This window comes from Pseudomonas sp. C9D1 (genome assembly GCF_056491235.1).
This window is the reverse complement of sequence record NZ_JBSZIE010000002.1, coordinates 3,198,632-3,213,636: the sequence shown is the minus strand read 5'-3', so window position 1 is coordinate 3,213,636 and position 15,005 is coordinate 3,198,632. Positions and strand designations below refer to the sequence as shown.

Below are 15,005 nucleotides of genomic sequence, written 5' to 3'. Positions count from 1 at the left end.
TTCTTTCCTCCGGGGCTGTATTGCGCTGGAGGCTAGAAGTGTTTTGCTGATAGAAAAAGACAACCGTTATCAGCAGAACTGACAACACCATGGCCTTTAGCAGCGAATCCCTGAAAGTCTTCCTCGCCGTGCTGGATGCCGGCTCGTTCTCGGCGGCCGCCAGGGCCCTGGGGCGCGTGCCGTCGGCGGTGAATATGGCGATTTCCCAGCTGGAGGCCGAGCTGGACCTGGAGCTGTTCGACCGCTCCTCCCGCCGCGCGCTGCCGACGGCTGCGGCCCGGGCCCTGGAGCCCCAGGCGCGGCAGGCGGCGGGCCAGCTCAACCTGCTGGACGCGCACGCCCTGCAGCTGCATGCCGGGCTCGAGCCGCGCCTGGTGCTGGCCATGGCGCCGGAGCTGCAGAGCGGCGCCTGGAGCCAGCCGCTGTCGACGCTGGCGCGTGAGTTCCCGACGCTGGAGATCGAGGTGCGCTCCGCTGCCCAGGCCGATGCCACGCGCATGCTGCATGACGGCAGCGTGCAGCTGGCCCTGGTGTTCGAACGCCCGGGGATCGATGAGCGCGAGGCCTTCGTCGAGGCGGGAAGCCAGTTGCTGGCCGCCGTCGCGGCGCCCGGTTACAGCCAGGCGGCGCTGAGCGAATCCCGCCTGGCCGAGCTCCGGCAGATCGTCGTCGCGCTTGGCGACCCCAAGGCTTCGGATCCGCAGATCGTGCTGTCCCACAGGGTCTGGCTGACCGACAGCTACCTGGCCACGCTGGGCCTGGTGCAGGCGGGCATCGGCTGGGCCTACCTGCCCCAGCCGCTGGTGCAGCCGCTGATCGCATCCGGTGCGCTGGAGCACGTCGCCTTCGCCGACATGGCCAACCAGATGCGCCTGTGGGTGGATGCGGTGTGGCTGAAGAAGCGCCCGCTCGGGCTGGCGGCCAGGCGCTACCTCGAACTGCTGCGCGAGCAGACCCGCACCGAACCGGGCCGCGCGTGAGCCGCCGCAATGCGCGCGCCGAACGGCGGAAACGAAAAAGCCCGCGCGAGGCGGGCTTTCCGGGGTGCCGCGACCGTCATGGGACGGTCGGGACATCGATCTGGCGCATCCGGCGGGATTCGAACCCACGACCCCTGCCTTCGGAGGGCAGTACTCTATCCAGCTGAGCTACGGATGCTTGAAGAGGCGCGCAATGATACCTGTATGGGCTGCCAGCGTCCACGCTGGCACGAATGTTCGTGATTTCGAACGAAAATGACGCTCGTGCTCGATTCTGCACAGTAAAACACGCAAATATTTCCAGTTTTCGTCTGTTTTATCGAACAGCCTATTGCCCTTTGACCCCTCTCGCCCTAGGATTCGTTTGAGATTTCAAACGCCCCTTGCAAACGCCAAGTCAGGCCGTTCCAATCGAATCCCCCTCCTGGCCAATCCTGTGTTGGCTGAACAAAAACAACGTGCCCCCGGCTCCTTGTAACCGGTGTGAAGGAGACAGCGATGCAATTGAAAGATGCCACCCTGTTCCGCCAGAAAGCCTACATCGACGGCGCCTGGCTGGACGCTGACAGCGGCCAGACCATCAAGGTCAACAACCCGGCCACTGGGGAGATTCTCGGTACCGTGCCGAAGATGGGCGCCGCCGAGACCCGCCGTGCCATCGAGGCGGCCGACAAGGCCCTGCCGGCCTGGCGTGCGCTGACCGCCAAGGAACGCGCCAACAAGCTGCGCCGCTGGTACGAGCTGATGATCGAGAACCAGGACGACCTCGGTCGCCTGATGACGCTCGAACAAGGCAAGCCGCTGGCCGAAGCCAAGGGCGAGATCGCCTACGCCGCCTCCTTCATCGAATGGTTCGCCGAAGAAGCCAAGCGCATCTATGGCGACGTCATTCCCGGCCACCAGCCGGACAAGCGCCTGATCGTCATCAAGCAGCCCATCGGCGTGACCGCGGCCATCACCCCGTGGAACTTCCCCGCTGCGATGATCACCCGCAAGGCCGGCCCGGCCCTGGCCGCCGGCTGCACCATGGTGCTCAAGCCTGCCTCGCAGACCCCGTATTCCGCCCTGGCCCTGGCCGAGCTGGCCGAGCGCGCCGGCATTCCGAAAGGCGTGTTCAGCGTGGTGACCGGCAGCGCCGGCGAAGTGGGCAGCGAGCTGACCAGCAACCCCATCGTGCGCAAGCTGTCCTTCACCGGCTCCACCGAGATCGGTCGCCAGCTGATGGCCGAATGCGCCCAGGACATCAAGAAGGTGTCCCTGGAGCTGGGCGGCAACGCCCCCTTCATCGTCTTCGATGACGCCGACTTGGACGCGGCCGTCGACGGCGCGCTGATCTCCAAGTACCGCAACAACGGCCAGACCTGCGTCTGCGCCAACCGCCTGTACGTGCAGGACGGCGTGTACGACGCCTTCGTCGAGAAGCTGAAAGTGGCCGTGGCCAAGCTGAAGATCGGCAACGGCCTGGAAGACGGCATCACCACCGGCCCGCTGATCGACGAGAAGGCCGTGGCCAAGGTCCAGGAGCACATCCAGGACGCGGTGAGCAAAGGCGCCAAGGTCGTGTCCGGCGGCAAGCCCCACGCCCTGGGCGGCACCTTCTTCGAGCCGACCATCCTGGTCGACGTACCGAAGACCGCCGCCGTGGCCAAGGAAGAAACCTTCGGCCCGCTGGCCCCGCTGTTCCGTTTCAAGGACGAGGCCGAAGTCATCGCCATGTCCAACGACACCGAGTTCGGCCTGGCATCCTACTTCTACGCCCGTGACCTGGGCCGCGTGTTCCGCGTGGCCGAGGCCCTGGAGTACGGCATGGTGGGTATCAACACCGGCCTGATCTCCAATGAAGTGGCGCCCTTCGGCGGCATCAAGGCCTCGGGCCTGGGTCGCGAAGGCTCCAAATACGGCATCGAGGACTACCTGGAGATCAAGTATCTCTGCCTCGGCGGTATCTGAATCTGATGTAAAGACGGGGCAAGGCGCGAAAGAGCGCGCGGCGCCCCAGCGGTACCACATGAACCACGTCGAGCCTCCGACAGGCCTGCGCAGTCGATCATCGAATGCTGCGCTGCAACCTGCCGGGGGCATTCATCCTTGAAGCTGCGCCGCCCGATGAGCGGCCGTGAGGAAACCATGAGCAAGACCAACGAATCCATCCTGCAACGCCGTGCCGCCGCCGTCCCCCGTGGCGTGGGCCAGATCCACCCGGTCGTCGCCGAGCGCGCCGAGAATGCCACCGTCTGGGACGTGGAAGGCCGCGAGTACATCGACTTCGCCGGCGGTATCGCCGTGCTGAACACCGGCCACCTGCATCCGAAAGTGGTCGCCGCCGTTCAGGAGCAGCTGACCAAGCTGTCCCACACCTGCTTCCAGGTGCTGGCCTACGAGCCCTACATCGAGCTCTGCGAAGAGATCGCCAAGCGCGTACCGGGTGACTTCGCCAAGAAGACCCTGCTGGTCACCTCCGGCTCCGAAGCCGTCGAGAACGCCGTGAAGATCGCCCGTGCCGCCACCGGCCGCGCCGGCGTGATCGCCTTCACCGGCGCCTACCACGGCCGCACCATGATGACCCTGTCGCTGACCGGCAAGGTGGTTCCGTACTCCGCCGGTATGGGCCTGATGCCCGGTGGCGTGTTCCGCGCCCTGGCCCCGTGCGAGCTGCACGGCGTGAGCGAAGACGACTCCATCGCCAGCATCGAGCGCATCTTCAAGAACGACGCCCAGCCCCAGGACATCGCCGCGATCATCATCGAGCCGGTGCAGGGTGAAGGCGGCTTCTACGTCAACTCCAAGCCCTTCATGCAGCGCCTGCGCGCCCTGTGCGACCAGCACGGCATCCTGCTGATCGCTGACGAAGTGCAGACCGGCGCTGGCCGTACCGGCACCTTCTTCGCCACCGAGCAGTTGGGCGTGATCCCGGACCTGACCACCTTCGCCAAGTCCGTTGGCGGCGGCTTCCCCATCTCCGGCGTGTGCGGCAAGGCCGAGATCATGGACGCCATCGCTCCCGGCGGCCTGGGCGGCACCTATGCCGGCAGCCCGATCGCCTGCGCCGCGGCCCTGGCCGTGCTCAAGGTCTTCGACGAAGAGAAACTGCTGGAGCGCAGCCAGGCCGTGGGCGAACGCCTGAAGGCCGGCCTGCGTGACATCGCTGCCAAGCACAAGGTCATCGGCGACGTCCGCGGCCTCGGCTCCATGGTCGCCATCGAGCTGTTCGAAGGCGGCGACGAGAGCAAGCCGGCCGCCGAGCTGGTCGGCAAGATCGTTGCCAAGGCGCGCGACAAGGGCCTGATCCTGCTGTCCTGCGGCACCTACTACAACGTCATCCGCTTCCTGATGCCGGTCACCATCCCTGATGCACAGCTCGACAAAGGCCTGGCCATTGTCGCCGAGTGCTTCGACGAACTCGCCTGAGGCTCACCAGCCAGGCGTATTTGAGGCCCGCTTCGGCGGGTCTTTTTTTGCCCTGGATCAAGGCCTACACCTCGCGGTGTTCAATACCCTCAAAAGGCCACTATCCAGCCCGTGAGGCGCCGTTTAGACTGCGCGCTCACTTTTTTGCCAACTCCATCGCATTCCCGGCTTCCAGGCCACGCCCCTGGATCGCGCTGCCCTTCGAGGTTCACATGCCCGCCCACGCCAAGGTCCCGGAAATCCTGATTGCCGAGGCCGACCCCTGGACGGCGGACCTGCTCGCGCAACTGGTGCTGGATGTACGTGGCGATGCCAGCGTGGTGCGCGTGCCCGATACCCAGGCCGCCCTGGCCCGCTGCAAGCGGCGCCTGCCCGACCTGGTGATCGCCGACGGCGAGTTGCAGGGCGGCGGCGGCCTGGAACTGCTGCGCCAGCTCAGGCGCCACCCGCGTACGCCGGTGCTGCCCTTCATCCTCATCAGCGAGAAGGTCGATGCCAGCAGCGTGCGCGCGGCACTGCCCCTGGCGCCCGCCGCCTACCTGGGCAAGCCCTTCAATGCCGAGGGCCTGCGCCAGCGCCTGGGCAGCCTGCTGCCGGGGGCGAACAAGGCGCACAGCGCGGTCGCTTCGCTGCTGGTCAGCACCCTCAAGGAATACCTCGACAGCGTGCGCGAGGAAGGGCAGGGCGCGCCCTTGCTCAGCGATGTGCGCGACGCCGTCAGCCAGTGCCTGCAGGCCAGCGATGTCGACCTGCGCGACCTCGACGACGTCTTCTCCCGTGACCCGCAGATCACCGCCAAGCTGATCGCCGCTGCCAACAGCGCGGCCCATCACCTCGGCGTGCCCTGCCAGACCCTCGGCCAGGCGCTGCACCGCCTGGGCGTCACCCGGGTGCTCAACCTGGTGCTGGGCATGGCCCTGGAGCGCAACGCCCACCTGCATGACCCGCGCCTGGCCGAATTGGCCGAGATCGCCTGGAAATCGTCCCAGCGCAGCGCCGAGCTGGGCTACTGGATGGCCAGCGAACTCGATCTCGATGCCGAGCTCTGCTACACCGCCGGCCTGCTGCACAACATGGGTGAACTGGCCCTGCTGCGCAGCCTGCAGGATTGGCAGGACGCCGGTGGCGGGCTGAGCGACGAGGAATTGCTGGAAACCCTGCGCAAGCGCGCCGCCAGCTTCGGCTCCGCGCTGCGCATCCGCTGGCGCCTGCCCTTCGGCCTGCGCGAGCTGGTGGCGGCCTTCTACGGCCTGGGTACTGGGGTCTTCTCCCGTGAAGCGCTGGCGATGAACCTCTGCGCCAGCCTGCTGCGCCTGCCCGTGGGGCAGGACGTGGGCGAACTGCTGGAAGAGCGCGCCGCACGCCTGCTGCGTCTCGACCCCGACCTGCTGCGGCGCCTGCCGGCGCGACTGCTGCAGGCCTGAGGCTCAGCCCAGGGCTTCCTCGATGAAGTCCAGGCGGTCCTGGCCGAAGAACATATCGCTGCCGACGAAGCAGGTCGGTGCCCCGAACACGCCACGTTTGACCGCCTCTTCGGTGGCCGCCTTCAGTGCGTCCTTCACCGTCGGGTCGCCCACCAGCGCCAGCAGCGCCTGGGGATCGAAACCGGCTTCCACCAGGGTCGCCCCGAGGATCGCCGGGTCGCCCAGGTTGCGCCGCTCCTGCCACATCGCCTTGAACATCGCCTCCAGGTAGGCCTCGAAGCGCTCCGGCTGGTGCAGCTGCACACCGATGGCGCCGCGCATCAGCGTCAGGGTGTTGATGGGGAAGTGCGGGTTGAACACCAGCGGCACGCCATAGCGCTTCGCATGGCGGTCCAGGTCGATCATCGAGTAGCGGCCCTTCACCGGCACCGCATTGGGCGAGGCATTGCCCGTGGCCTGGAACACCCCGCCCAGCAGCATCGGCCGGTACACCAGGGTCGCGCCCTTGCGGGCACAGAGGGCAGGTAGCTGGGTCCAGGCCAGGTAACTGGCCGGGCTGCCCAGATCGAAGAAGAATTCGACGCTCTTGGTCATGGTTTTTCTCGTTCTTGTCAGCGAATTCGTGAGACCGCGCGAGCGACGTTCAGGCTAGGCGGCGAGCCCGGGTGAAAGCGGAGTTGGCTTCTGCCAATGAGCATTTCGCACGGGATCGCCAACAACGCCTGGGCGCCGCGCAGCCGGTCGGCTGCACACCTACCAGCGTTCCATCCAGGGGCGTAGATCCAGCTCAAACGTCCAGGCATCTCGCGGCTGGCTATGCAGGAACCAGTAGTTCTCGGCAATGTGCTCCGGATCGAGGATGCCGTCCTGCTCCTTGCGGGCGTAGATGTCGGGGAAGGTGTCGCGGATGAAGTCGGTGTCGATGGCGCCGTCCACCACCACGTGGGCGACGTGGATGTTCCGTGGCCCCAGCTCGCGCGCCATGCTCTGCGCCAGGGCGCGGATGCCGTGCTTGGCGCCGGCGAAGGCGGCGAAGTTGGCCGCGCCGCGCAGGCCCGCCGTGGCACCGGTGAAGAGGAGGGTGCCGCGCCCACGGGTGACCATGCGCCGCGCCACCGCCTGGCCGGTGAGGAAGCCGGAGAAGCAGGCCATCTCCCAGATCTTGAAATACTTGCGCGCGGTCTCGTCGAGGATGCTGCAGGGCACGTTGGCGCCGATGTTGAAGACGAAGGCCTCGATCGGGCCGATCTCGCGCTCGATCTGCTCCACCAGCGCGGTCACGTCCTCTTCCTTGCGCGCGTCGGAGGCAAAGCCGTGGGCCTGGCCGCCTTCGGCGCGGATGCTGTCCACCAGGGGTTGCAGTTTGTCCGCGCTGCGCCGGGTCACGCAGGCGATATAACCCTCGCGGGCGAAACGCCGGGCAATGGCGCCGCCGGTGGCATCACCGGCGCCGATCACGAGCACCACCTTGTTGTTGTTCGATTCGGTATTCATGGCAGTCACCTTTAACTAAACGGTCGTTAGCTGAACGGACGTTATGCTACAGTCCAACCCGCGTCAAGCAGTGCGTTTTATGGAGGTCGACATGCGCTATTCCCCCACCCACAAGGAAGAAACCCGGCAGAAACTGCTGGAGAGCAGCGGCTCGATCGCCAAGGCCGGCGGCTTCTCCAGCACCGGCGTAGATGCCCTGATGAAGGCCATCGGCCTCACCGGTGGCGCCTTCTACAGCCACTTCCCGTCGAAGGACGACCTGTTCACCGCCATCGTCGAGCGCGAGCTGTCGCGCAGCCTGATCGGCCAGGTCGCCCAGGGCGAAGGCTTCGACCAGGCACGCCTGCAGCGTTGCCTCGAGCACTACCTGAGCATGGCCCATGTTCACAACGCCGAAGGCGGCTGCGCGATTCCCGCCCTGGGCGCGGAGATCGCCCGCGCCGACCTGCCGGTGCGCGAGACCGCCGAGCACTGGATGCTGCAACTGCAGCAGGCCTGGGCCGAGATACTCGAAGACGGCGAGCTGGCCTGGGCGGTGATCTCCCAGTGCGTCGGCGCCCTGGTGATCGCGCGCATGCTCGCCAGCGAATCGCGCCAGGAAGAGGTGCTCAGTGCCGGTCGCACCTTGTTGATGCAAGCGCTGGAGCGGCGCGGCTAGAGTTATCCACAGCCGCCCGTCCTCGGAGAACCCATGCGCGCGTCCCTGTTCACCTGCCTGCTGTTGGCCCCTTCGGTATTCGCCGGCGACCTGCACCAGGCCTCCCGCGCCACGCTGCTGGAGGACGCGCGCTTCACCCGTGAGGCGGTGCTCGACCGCATCCAGCAGCTGCGTTTCTCCTTCCGTGAGGGCGAACCCGAAGACGGGCAGCAGCCTTACTGGGCGCGCACCTACGCCAGCCACGGCTCCGCCGACGGGCCGGGTGCGGCGCCGAGCCGCGAGCGGACTGTTTCCGGCATCGCCCTGGGCAGTGAACGCTGGGTGGGCGACTGGGTGCTGGGCGCCACGGCCGGGCTGTCCCGCACGGAACTGGAGGCCGGCAGCGACGATGCGCGCCTCGACGGCTACCAGCTCGGCGCCTACCTCGGCACCAAGTTCTACAACCAGATCGGCTTCAAGACCGGCCTGCTGCTGGACAGCCACCGGGTGGACGGCCACGCGTCTGCCGCCGATGCCCGGGGCGGGCAGCTGTTCGGCGAGCTGAGCTATTCGCTGGATTACCGCGATTTCAGCCTCGAAGGCTTCAGCGAACTCGCCTGGCTGCGCCAGGACAATGAGCGCCAGGCTGATGTGGCGTCACAACGGGACGAGCTGCTGCAGGCCACCTTCGGCCTGCGCGGCACCACCGCCTGGACCCTCGGCCCCGACCAGCGCCTGGTGGCGCGGGTGATCCCGGCCTGGCGGCGCAACAGCGGCGATCGCCGGCTCGGGGATGAAGACGGCGCCGGCGAGGCGCAGCTCGCCCGCGACGTCATCCACCTCGGCCTGATGCTCGACTGGCAGCTGGACCAGGCCCTGAGCCTGGGCCTGGCCTACGAGGGCGACTGGGCCACCGAGTCGCGGGACAACGGTCTGGCCCTGCGCATGAGCCTGAAGTACTGAGGCCGCGCCTCAGATTTCCTGCATCTCGAAATCCATCTTGCCCACGCCGCAGTCGGGGCAGATCCAGTCCTCGGGCACATCGGCCCAGGGGGTGCCGGCGGCGATGCCCTCGTCGGGCCAGCCCTTGGCTTCGTCATAGATCAGGCCACAGACCACACAGATCCAGGTTTTCATGCCGGTACCTCTTGTTCTTCACGGTTGAGCGGATTGTCCGCGGCGCGACGCCCGCCGGGCCGTGGTGGCCGGGGCGCTGTCGTGGGCGGAATGGCGGCGATAGTAGGCGCAGAAGGGCCGCCAGGCGGCCCATCTTAGGTTTGGGGTTACGGGGCAGGCGTCAGGCGGTCTGTGCGCGCTCGGCCACCGGCTGCTGCGGCGCCTGCCAGCGGTTGGCGCGGGCGAAGGTGCCGATGTCGTTGAAGCGCACGCCCATCTCGCGCATCACCTTGTGTGCCACCGGCGCGGTCATCTGGCGGATGTAGAAGGGCTCCTTGACCACGAAGTGGTGGATCGCGTGGGTGCTGCCGAAGTTGAAGCAGAACGCCTGCAACGGCCACAGCCACCAGGGGTTGAGCACCTGGGTCTGCTGGATCACGTTGCCCGGCTCCACGTCGCCGTAGTAGTGCATGTTGGAGCTGACGAAGTGCAGGCAGAAGGTGCGCAGCACGTTGGGGCCCACCAGCACCACCACCGCGATATCCACGCCCTGCATCACCGCCAGGGTGGTGTCCGACCAGGCCACCGGCGCGCCCAGCAGCGCACTCACGCCGTTGATGGCATGGAAGCCGAGGAAGACGTACCAGGTGCCCCAGTTCATCAGCGCCAGCGGTGCGTAGACCTTCAGCGTGCGCACCAGGATGGACTTCCTGTGCGCCCAGCTCCTGGCACGGAGCATGCGGATCAGCGAGGACATCACGTTGTCGCCCACCATCAGCAGCCGGGCGAGGCCCCAGGGCTCGCCGTTGGTGATGGCGCGCTCCTCCATGTCGGCCTCGGTGCCGGAGACCTTGTGGTGGTTCAGGTGCAGGTGGCGGCGCACCCACGGGTTGATGGTGCTCGGCCGTGCCAGCCACACCAGCGCCATCATCAGGTTGTGCGCCACCTTCTGCTTGCGGAAGTACATGCTGTGAATAAGGTCGTGCTCCAGCTCGTGGGTCAGCGACGCGAGGAAGGCGTTGACCAGCAGGCACGCCCACCAGGCGATCGTGCCGTTCAGGTAGAGCGCCGCCGAGCCAACCATGCCGGCGAGGGCGAAGGCGAGGATGCTGGCGCCGAGCAGGTCCTGGCGGTTGAGGATCGGGTAGCGCTGGCGCAGCTCTGCGCCGTGGGCCATCACCACTTCACGAATATGGGCTGATCGCTGTTGATCATTCAGCTTTGCGGGGCTTGCGGTGGTCGGGGACATGCTTACATCCTCTTGCTCGTCGTGAGCCCACTCTGCCGAGGCGGTGCGCGCCACGCCTGACCCTGAACGCCAACCTGTTGACCGGATACGCCAACCTGCATGAGCGACGAGCCCTCCACCCTCGCCAGCTGGACCCGAGCCCTGCGCAAGCAGCTGGATGCGCTCGGCCTCGACAGCGACGGCCTCTGCCGCCAGGCCGGCCTCGACCCGGCGTTGATGGACGACCCCAACGCGCGCTACCCGCTCTCCGCCACCACGCGCCTGTGGCAGTTGGCGGTCATGGCCAGCGGTGACCCGGCGCTGGGCCTGAAGATTTCCGGCTACCTCAGCCCCACCACCTTCCACGCCCTGGGCTACGCGCTGGTGGCCAGCGCCACCCTGCGGGAGATCTTCGAACGCATCGAGCGCTACCACCAGGTGGTCAGCGATGCCCTGGCCCTGCAGCTGACCCTGCACGGCGAGCGCTATGAGTTCCGCCTGCGTGTGCCTGAGGAGGGCCCCGCACCGGCCCCCGAGGCCGTAGACGCCTTCGCCGCCATCTACGTGCGCACCTGCCGCAACCGCCTGGGCCGCGACTACGCGCCGTTGGCCGTGCACCTGCGCCGCCCGCAGCCGGCCGACCCCGCGCCCTGGCACCAGGTGTTCCGCTGCCCGCTGCACTTCGGCGCCCCGGAAGACCTGATCGAATTCGCCCGCGCGGATTTCGAACGCCGCCTGGAAGACGCCAACCCCGAGCTGGCCGAGCACAACGAAACGGTGCTCAAGCGCACCCTGGAGCAGCTGCAGGTGCCCACCTGGGCGCGCAAGGTGCGCGCCTGCCTGGAGGCCCAGCTGCCCAATGGCGAACCCTCGGCCGAGCGCATCGCCCAGTCCCTGCACCTGAGCCTGCGCAGCCTGCAGCGCCACCTGGCGGAAGAGGGCAGCAGCTACGAGCAACTGCTCGGCGACACCCGCCAGGCCCTGGCCCTGGTGCACATGCGCGACCCGCGCTGCTCCATCAGCGAGATCGCCTACCTGCTCGGGTTTGCCGACACCAGCAGCTTCAGCCGCGCCTTCAAGCGCTGGACCGGCCAGGCGCCGAGCCAGTACCGCGAAAGCCTGGGGCGTTGAACCTTCACGGAAGGCATCTGTGCTCCAGGGGCCTTTTGCCTGCGTGGCAGAACTGGCCAGTCGCCAGCCGAACGGCCAGAATCCCTCCACTACAAGAACCACCCGAGAAGCCCATGCGTCCTGCCTACGCTCGCCATCCCTATGCCGTCGCGCTCCACACCCTGGGCCTGGCCCTGCTGATGCTGGTCTACACGCGCTGGCAGGTGCCGCCCGCCTGGAGCATCCCGGCCTACCTGTTGTTGGCGCTGTGGCCCTGGCTGGGGCCCTGGAAAGTGCCGGAGGAACCGCGTGACGAGCCGCTGGAGGACCAGGCCCCGCGCCTGGCGGAACTGGCGGTGCAGGCCGACCGCCACGCCGCCGAACGCCTGCGCCTGGAAGTCGTCGCCAGCCAGCTCGACAGCCTGTTGCGCCAGCGCCTGGAGGAGGGCGCCAGCTGGCTGCAGCGCCATGACGCCGGCGTCGCCCCGCCGGATCTCGATCGCCTCGAACAGCTCGCCGCACAGTTGCAGCAGGCCGGTGCCGAAGGCCGCGCCGACCTGGACAAGGCGCGCCAGGCCTTCGCCGCGCTGCTCGCCGAGAGCGGCACCGGCCGCGAGCGCGTCCAGGCCCTGGCCGAGCGCAGCGGCGAGATCCAGAAGGTCGCCCAGAGCATCCAGTCCATCGCCAGCCAGACCAACCTGCTGGCGCTAAACGCTGCCATCGAGGCCGCCCGCGCCGGTGATGCCGGGCGTGGCTTCGCCGTGGTGGCGGACGAGGTGCGCAACCTCGCCGCGCGTACCGCCGGTGCCACCGAGGAAGTCGGGCGCATGGCCGAAGACATCCAGCAGCAGACCGCCGCCGCCGTCGCCCACCTGGCCGGGCAGGATGCCGGGCTGGCCGCAGGCGTGGCCGCGCTGGAGCCCCTGGGCGATCGGATGGCCGGCCTGGACGGGCAGGGTGCGCAGTTGCGCGAGGCGCTGGCGCCCTTGCCGGATCACTGGGCGCTGCAGCACGAGAACCAGCAGGCCTGGCGCCAGGAGATGGCGCGCCTCGAGGCCCAGCTGGAAGAAGCGGCGGCGCTGGGCCGTCAGCTCGCCGAGGCCCTGCGCGGGCCGTCCTGAGCCGCTACAGCCGCGCCGCCTTGCGCAGGCCGGCGAGGTCGAGGATCTCGATCCCGCCATAGTTCAGGTGCACCACGCCCTGGGCCTCCAGCTCCTTGAGGATCTGGTTGGTGGTCTGCCGCGACACCGCCAGCATCAACGCCAACTGCTCCTGGGCCAGGTGGATGACCCGGCGCTGGCCGCTCGTCTCGCCATAGCCCTCGGCGATCATCAGCAACCGCCGCGCCAGGCGTTGCGGCGCCGGCAAGAGGCTCATTTCCTCCAGCGCGATGAAGGCCAGGCGCAGCTTCTGGCTCATCAGCAGGGCGAGCTCGCGCCACCAGGCCGGCTCCGCCTCCAGCATCTTCTGCAGCGCGGCCTGGGGCACGTTGAGCAATTGCGTCGGCCCCTCGGCGAAGGCGTCATGGGTGCGCGGCTGGCCATCGAACAGGCAGATCTCGCCGAACCAGTGCGGCGGCTCCTCCAGGATCAGCAGCGCCTCCTTGCCGTTTTCCGCACTCACGCCGATGCGCACCGCGCCCTCGAGCACGGCATACAGCCCGCAGGGCGGGTCGCCCCGGCGGAACAGGCATTCGCCGGGGGCCAGGCTCAGCGGGCGCGCCTGGTCCACCAGGGCCTCCTGCAGGGACGCGGGCAGGCCGGCGAACCAGTGGCCGGTGAGCAGTTGGGAACGGCAGTCGGAAAGTTCGGGCATCGGGCGATGGGCTTTGTCGGCTAGCTGACAGAGGATAGGTCAGGACAGGCGCCATTATCGGCGCAACTGCCTGCAACCTGAGGACATAACAATGAAAACCCTCGTCGATCATCTCGCCCAGTACGCCGAATACCACCGTGACCGGCGCAATATCTTCAGCCACTTCATCGGCATCCCGCTGATCGTGGTCGCCGTGGCGGTGCTGCTGTCGCGCCCCGGCCTGGTCGCCGCCGGCCTGTGGATATCTCCGGCCGCCCTGGTGGCGCTGGCCTCCGCCGTCTTCTACTTCCGCCTCGACCTGCGCTTCGGCCTGGTGATGACCGCGCTGCTCTGGCTCAGCCTCTGGGTCGGCACCACGCTGGCCGTGCAATCCACCGCCCTGTGGCTCAGCGCCGGCCTCGGCCTGTTCGTGGTGGGCTGGGTGATCCAGTTCGTCGGCCACTACTACGAAGGCCGCAAGCCCGCCTTCGTCGACGACCTGATGGGCCTGGTGGTCGGCCCGCTGTTCGTGGTCGCCGAGCTGGGCTTCATGCTCGGCATGCGCAAGGAGCTGGAGCAGGCCATCGAACACCGCGCCGGCCCGACCTGCATCCGCGAGAAGAAAGCCACCGCCTGAAGTAATGCGCGGTTGGATCGCTTCCCCTGTGGGAGCGGCTTCAGCCGCGAAAGGCTCACCGCCGGCTCTCGGCTCCGAGTGGCCGGCAGCTCCATCGCGAATGAATTCGCTCACGGGAGAGGGGTGAGGCTTCGGTGTATGGGGCGAGTCCGCCTGGTGGATAAAAGAGCGTTATCCACCCTACCGAGCGGGGTAGCTCGTGCCGGCATGATGCGCCAGGCGCTGTAGGGTGGACCCCGCTTCACCGGTCCACCGCTGCGGTGTTGGGCCTGGCTCCGCCCTGTGGATAACCCTCGCTACCCCCTTTTCTCAGCCGCCCTTGGTCAGCAACTGCGCACTCATCGAGCGCGCGTGGCGGTCGACCATCATCGGTGCATAGGGCCGGCCGGAGGCGCTGACCAGGGTGTTGCTCTGGCTGTTCATATCGCTGAGGGCGGTCTTGAGGAAGCTCCAGCGGGTCTTCAGCTTGCCCACCGCCGGGTCGTTCTTGTCCATCGGCTGCAGCTGCGCATCGATGGCCGGCAGCAGGGTGCGTTCGTCCTGGCCGATATAGGTGTCGTTGCTTTCCCGGGCGATCTCGAAGGTGCCGATGTAGGCGCGGCTGAGGTATTGCACCGCCAGGTACTCCACCTTGGCCGGCAGCTCGCCATTGGCGGTGTTGCCGGGAGTGGAGCGGGCGGCGATGAGCAGTTCACGCAGGGATTTGGCCAGTTCCTGGGGGAAGCGCCAGGGCACGTCGTCCTCGTTGTGGCCGTAGGAAACACCCTGCTGCAACTGGGTAACAAGGGCGCGGTACTTCTGCCGGAACCCGTCGCTGGGCTGCGGCACGCTCTGGAACGCGGCCTCCAGCGCCTTGATGTCGGCGTCGAAGCGGGTCTTGTGGGTTTCCTGGAAACCTTCGCCGCGATACAGCAGCAGGCTGCTGGTGGCGCGACAGGCGTGAATCTGTACCTGGTCGATGGGCGCGAGCTCGGCGGCGAGGGCCATCCCGGCCCCGACCAGGCTGAGCAGCAATCCGATAAAAGTGCGTGCTAGAGCGTCTGAAAGCATCCCGGCGTGCTCCTTTTGTTGTTGTTGTGAGCAGACAAAGCGATGAGGTGTGTGGGCACCAATCGGTGCGCGCCCAGCCTACTGCGCCGGGGGCTGGAGGGTATTACCCGAAAGAGTGATTTATGAC

At 67.5% G+C, this 15,005-nt stretch carries 14 protein-coding genes, 1 tRNA gene and 1 pseudogene; 9 read left to right on the top strand and 7 right to left on the bottom strand.

The window, feature by feature from the left end:
- Positions 1-89: 89 nt before the first annotated feature.
- Positions 90-980 (top strand): LysR family transcriptional regulator, encoded by an 891-nt coding sequence (locus ACXI0U_RS22900; protein WP_479550871.1) that lies wholly within the window; start codon positions 90-92, stop codon positions 978-980.
- Positions 981-1,081: 101 nt separating this feature from the next.
- Here ACXI0U_RS22900 and ACXI0U_RS22895 read toward each other — a convergent pair.
- Positions 1,082-1,158, bottom strand: a tRNA-Arg gene (locus ACXI0U_RS22895).
- Between the two features lie 320 nt (positions 1,159-1,478).
- On the opposite strand from ACXI0U_RS22895, the gene gabD reads away from it, so the two are divergent.
- From gabD to ACXI0U_RS22880, 3 genes are all read left to right on the top strand, one after another.
- Positions 1,479-2,930 (top strand): NADP-dependent succinate-semialdehyde dehydrogenase, encoded by a 1,452-nt coding sequence (gene gabD, locus ACXI0U_RS22890; RefSeq protein WP_021220453.1) that lies wholly within the window; start codon positions 1,479-1,481, stop codon positions 2,928-2,930.
- A 177-nt stretch (positions 2,931-3,107) separates the two neighbouring features.
- On the top strand, positions 3,108-4,388 hold the full coding sequence (gene gabT / locus ACXI0U_RS22885; RefSeq protein WP_271659414.1) for a 4-aminobutyrate--2-oxoglutarate transaminase: 1,281 nt from the start codon (positions 3,108-3,110) through the stop codon (positions 4,386-4,388).
- A 212-nt stretch (positions 4,389-4,600) separates the two neighbouring features.
- A complete protein-coding gene (locus tag ACXI0U_RS22880; protein WP_021220455.1) occupies positions 4,601-5,812 on the top strand; it encodes an HDOD domain-containing protein in 1,212 nt (403 codons plus the stop codon).
- Between the two features lie 3 nt (positions 5,813-5,815).
- Here the strand turns inward: ACXI0U_RS22880 and ACXI0U_RS22875 are convergent, their stop codons facing one another.
- Positions 5,816-6,406, bottom strand: coding sequence for a 2-hydroxychromene-2-carboxylate isomerase (locus tag ACXI0U_RS22875; RefSeq protein ID WP_479550870.1), 591 nt, complete (start codon positions 6,404-6,406; stop codon positions 5,816-5,818).
- Positions 6,407-6,565: 159 nt separating this feature from the next.
- Complete coding sequence (locus tag ACXI0U_RS22870; protein WP_021220457.1) at positions 6,566-7,306, bottom strand: SDR family oxidoreductase; 741 nt, start codon at positions 7,304-7,306, stop codon at positions 6,566-6,568.
- Positions 7,307-7,397: 91 nt separating this feature from the next.
- Between ACXI0U_RS22870 and ACXI0U_RS22865 the strand changes: the two genes are divergently transcribed.
- A complete protein-coding gene (locus tag ACXI0U_RS22865; protein WP_021220458.1) occupies positions 7,398-7,964 on the top strand; it encodes a TetR/AcrR family transcriptional regulator in 567 nt (188 codons plus the stop codon).
- 33 nt (positions 7,965-7,997) lie between these two features.
- Complete coding sequence (locus ACXI0U_RS22860; protein ID WP_021220459.1) at positions 7,998-8,906, top strand: autotransporter outer membrane beta-barrel domain-containing protein; 909 nt, start codon at positions 7,998-8,000, stop codon at positions 8,904-8,906.
- A 9-nt stretch (positions 8,907-8,915) separates the two neighbouring features.
- Here the strand turns inward: ACXI0U_RS22860 and ACXI0U_RS22855 are convergent, their stop codons facing one another.
- Both ACXI0U_RS22855 and ACXI0U_RS22850 read right to left on the bottom strand, forming a co-directional pair.
- Complete coding sequence (locus ACXI0U_RS22855) at positions 8,916-9,080, bottom strand: rubredoxin (protein ID WP_021220460.1); 165 nt, start codon at positions 9,078-9,080, stop codon at positions 8,916-8,918.
- 160 nt (positions 9,081-9,240) lie between these two features.
- Positions 9,241-10,308, bottom strand: coding sequence for a fatty acid desaturase (locus tag ACXI0U_RS22850; protein ID WP_479550869.1), 1,068 nt, complete (start codon positions 10,306-10,308; stop codon positions 9,241-9,243).
- Positions 10,309-10,407: 99 nt separating this feature from the next.
- Between ACXI0U_RS22850 and ACXI0U_RS22845 the strand changes: the two genes are divergently transcribed.
- Entirely contained in the window at positions 10,408-11,418 is a 1,011-nt protein-coding gene (locus tag ACXI0U_RS22845) for an AraC family transcriptional regulator (protein ID WP_479550868.1), read from the top strand.
- Between the two features lie 650 nt (positions 11,419-12,068).
- Positions 12,069-12,518, top strand: a pseudogene (locus ACXI0U_RS22840) (methyl-accepting chemotaxis protein); the annotation flags it as partial.
- A 4-nt stretch (positions 12,519-12,522) separates the two neighbouring features.
- On the opposite strand, the gene ACXI0U_RS22835 reads toward ACXI0U_RS22840, so the two are convergent.
- On the bottom strand, positions 12,523-13,212 hold the full coding sequence (locus ACXI0U_RS22835; RefSeq protein WP_479550867.1) for a Crp/Fnr family transcriptional regulator: 690 nt from the start codon (positions 13,210-13,212) through the stop codon (positions 12,523-12,525).
- A gap of 91 nt (positions 13,213-13,303) precedes the next feature.
- Between ACXI0U_RS22835 and ACXI0U_RS22830 the strand changes: the two genes are divergently transcribed.
- Entirely contained in the window at positions 13,304-13,828 is a 525-nt protein-coding gene (locus ACXI0U_RS22830; RefSeq protein WP_479550866.1) for an Mpo1 family 2-hydroxy fatty acid dioxygenase, read from the top strand.
- Between the two features lie 309 nt (positions 13,829-14,137).
- Here ACXI0U_RS22830 and ACXI0U_RS22825 read toward each other — a convergent pair whose 3' ends face one another.
- Complete coding sequence (locus tag ACXI0U_RS22825; protein WP_374979359.1) at positions 14,138-14,878, bottom strand: hypothetical protein; 741 nt, start codon at positions 14,876-14,878, stop codon at positions 14,138-14,140.
- Between the last annotated feature and the right edge of the window lie 127 nt (positions 14,879-15,005).

What these genes read in the sequence shown, in the direction of transcription:
- ACXI0U_RS22900 (WP_479550871.1), top strand. Translation starts at nt 90, where the DNA reads ATGGCCTTTAGCAGCGAATCCCTGAAAGTCTTCCTCGCCGTGCTGGAT.
- gabD (WP_021220453.1), top strand. Translation starts at nt 1,479, where the DNA reads ATGCAATTGAAAGATGCCACCCTGTTCCGCCAGAAAGCCTACATCGAC.
- gabT (WP_271659414.1), top strand. Translation starts at nt 3,108, where the DNA reads ATGAGCAAGACCAACGAATCCATCCTGCAACGCCGTGCCGCCGCCGTC.
- ACXI0U_RS22880 (WP_021220455.1), top strand. Translation starts at nt 4,601, where the DNA reads ATGCCCGCCCACGCCAAGGTCCCGGAAATCCTGATTGCCGAGGCCGAC.
- ACXI0U_RS22875 (WP_479550870.1), bottom strand. Translation starts at nt 6,406, where the DNA reads ATGACCAAGAGCGTCGAATTCTTCTTCGATCTGGGCAGCCCGGCCAGT.
- ACXI0U_RS22870 (WP_021220457.1), bottom strand. Translation starts at nt 7,306, where the DNA reads ATGAATACCGAATCGAACAACAACAAGGTGGTGCTCGTGATCGGCGCC.
- ACXI0U_RS22865 (WP_021220458.1), top strand. Translation starts at nt 7,398, where the DNA reads ATGCGCTATTCCCCCACCCACAAGGAAGAAACCCGGCAGAAACTGCTG.
- ACXI0U_RS22860 (WP_021220459.1), top strand. Translation starts at nt 7,998, where the DNA reads ATGCGCGCGTCCCTGTTCACCTGCCTGCTGTTGGCCCCTTCGGTATTC.
- ACXI0U_RS22855 (WP_021220460.1), bottom strand. Translation starts at nt 9,080, where the DNA reads ATGAAAACCTGGATCTGTGTGGTCTGTGGCCTGATCTATGACGAAGCC.
- ACXI0U_RS22850 (WP_479550869.1), bottom strand. Translation starts at nt 10,308, where the DNA reads ATGTCCCCGACCACCGCAAGCCCCGCAAAGCTGAATGATCAACAGCGA.
- ACXI0U_RS22845 (WP_479550868.1), top strand. Translation starts at nt 10,408, where the DNA reads ATGAGCGACGAGCCCTCCACCCTCGCCAGCTGGACCCGAGCCCTGCGC.
- ACXI0U_RS22835 (WP_479550867.1), bottom strand. Translation starts at nt 13,212, where the DNA reads ATGCCCGAACTTTCCGACTGCCGTTCCCAACTGCTCACCGGCCACTGG.
- ACXI0U_RS22830 (WP_479550866.1), top strand. Translation starts at nt 13,304, where the DNA reads ATGAAAACCCTCGTCGATCATCTCGCCCAGTACGCCGAATACCACCGT.
- ACXI0U_RS22825 (WP_374979359.1), bottom strand. Translation starts at nt 14,878, where the DNA reads ATGCTTTCAGACGCTCTAGCACGCACTTTTATCGGATTGCTGCTCAGC.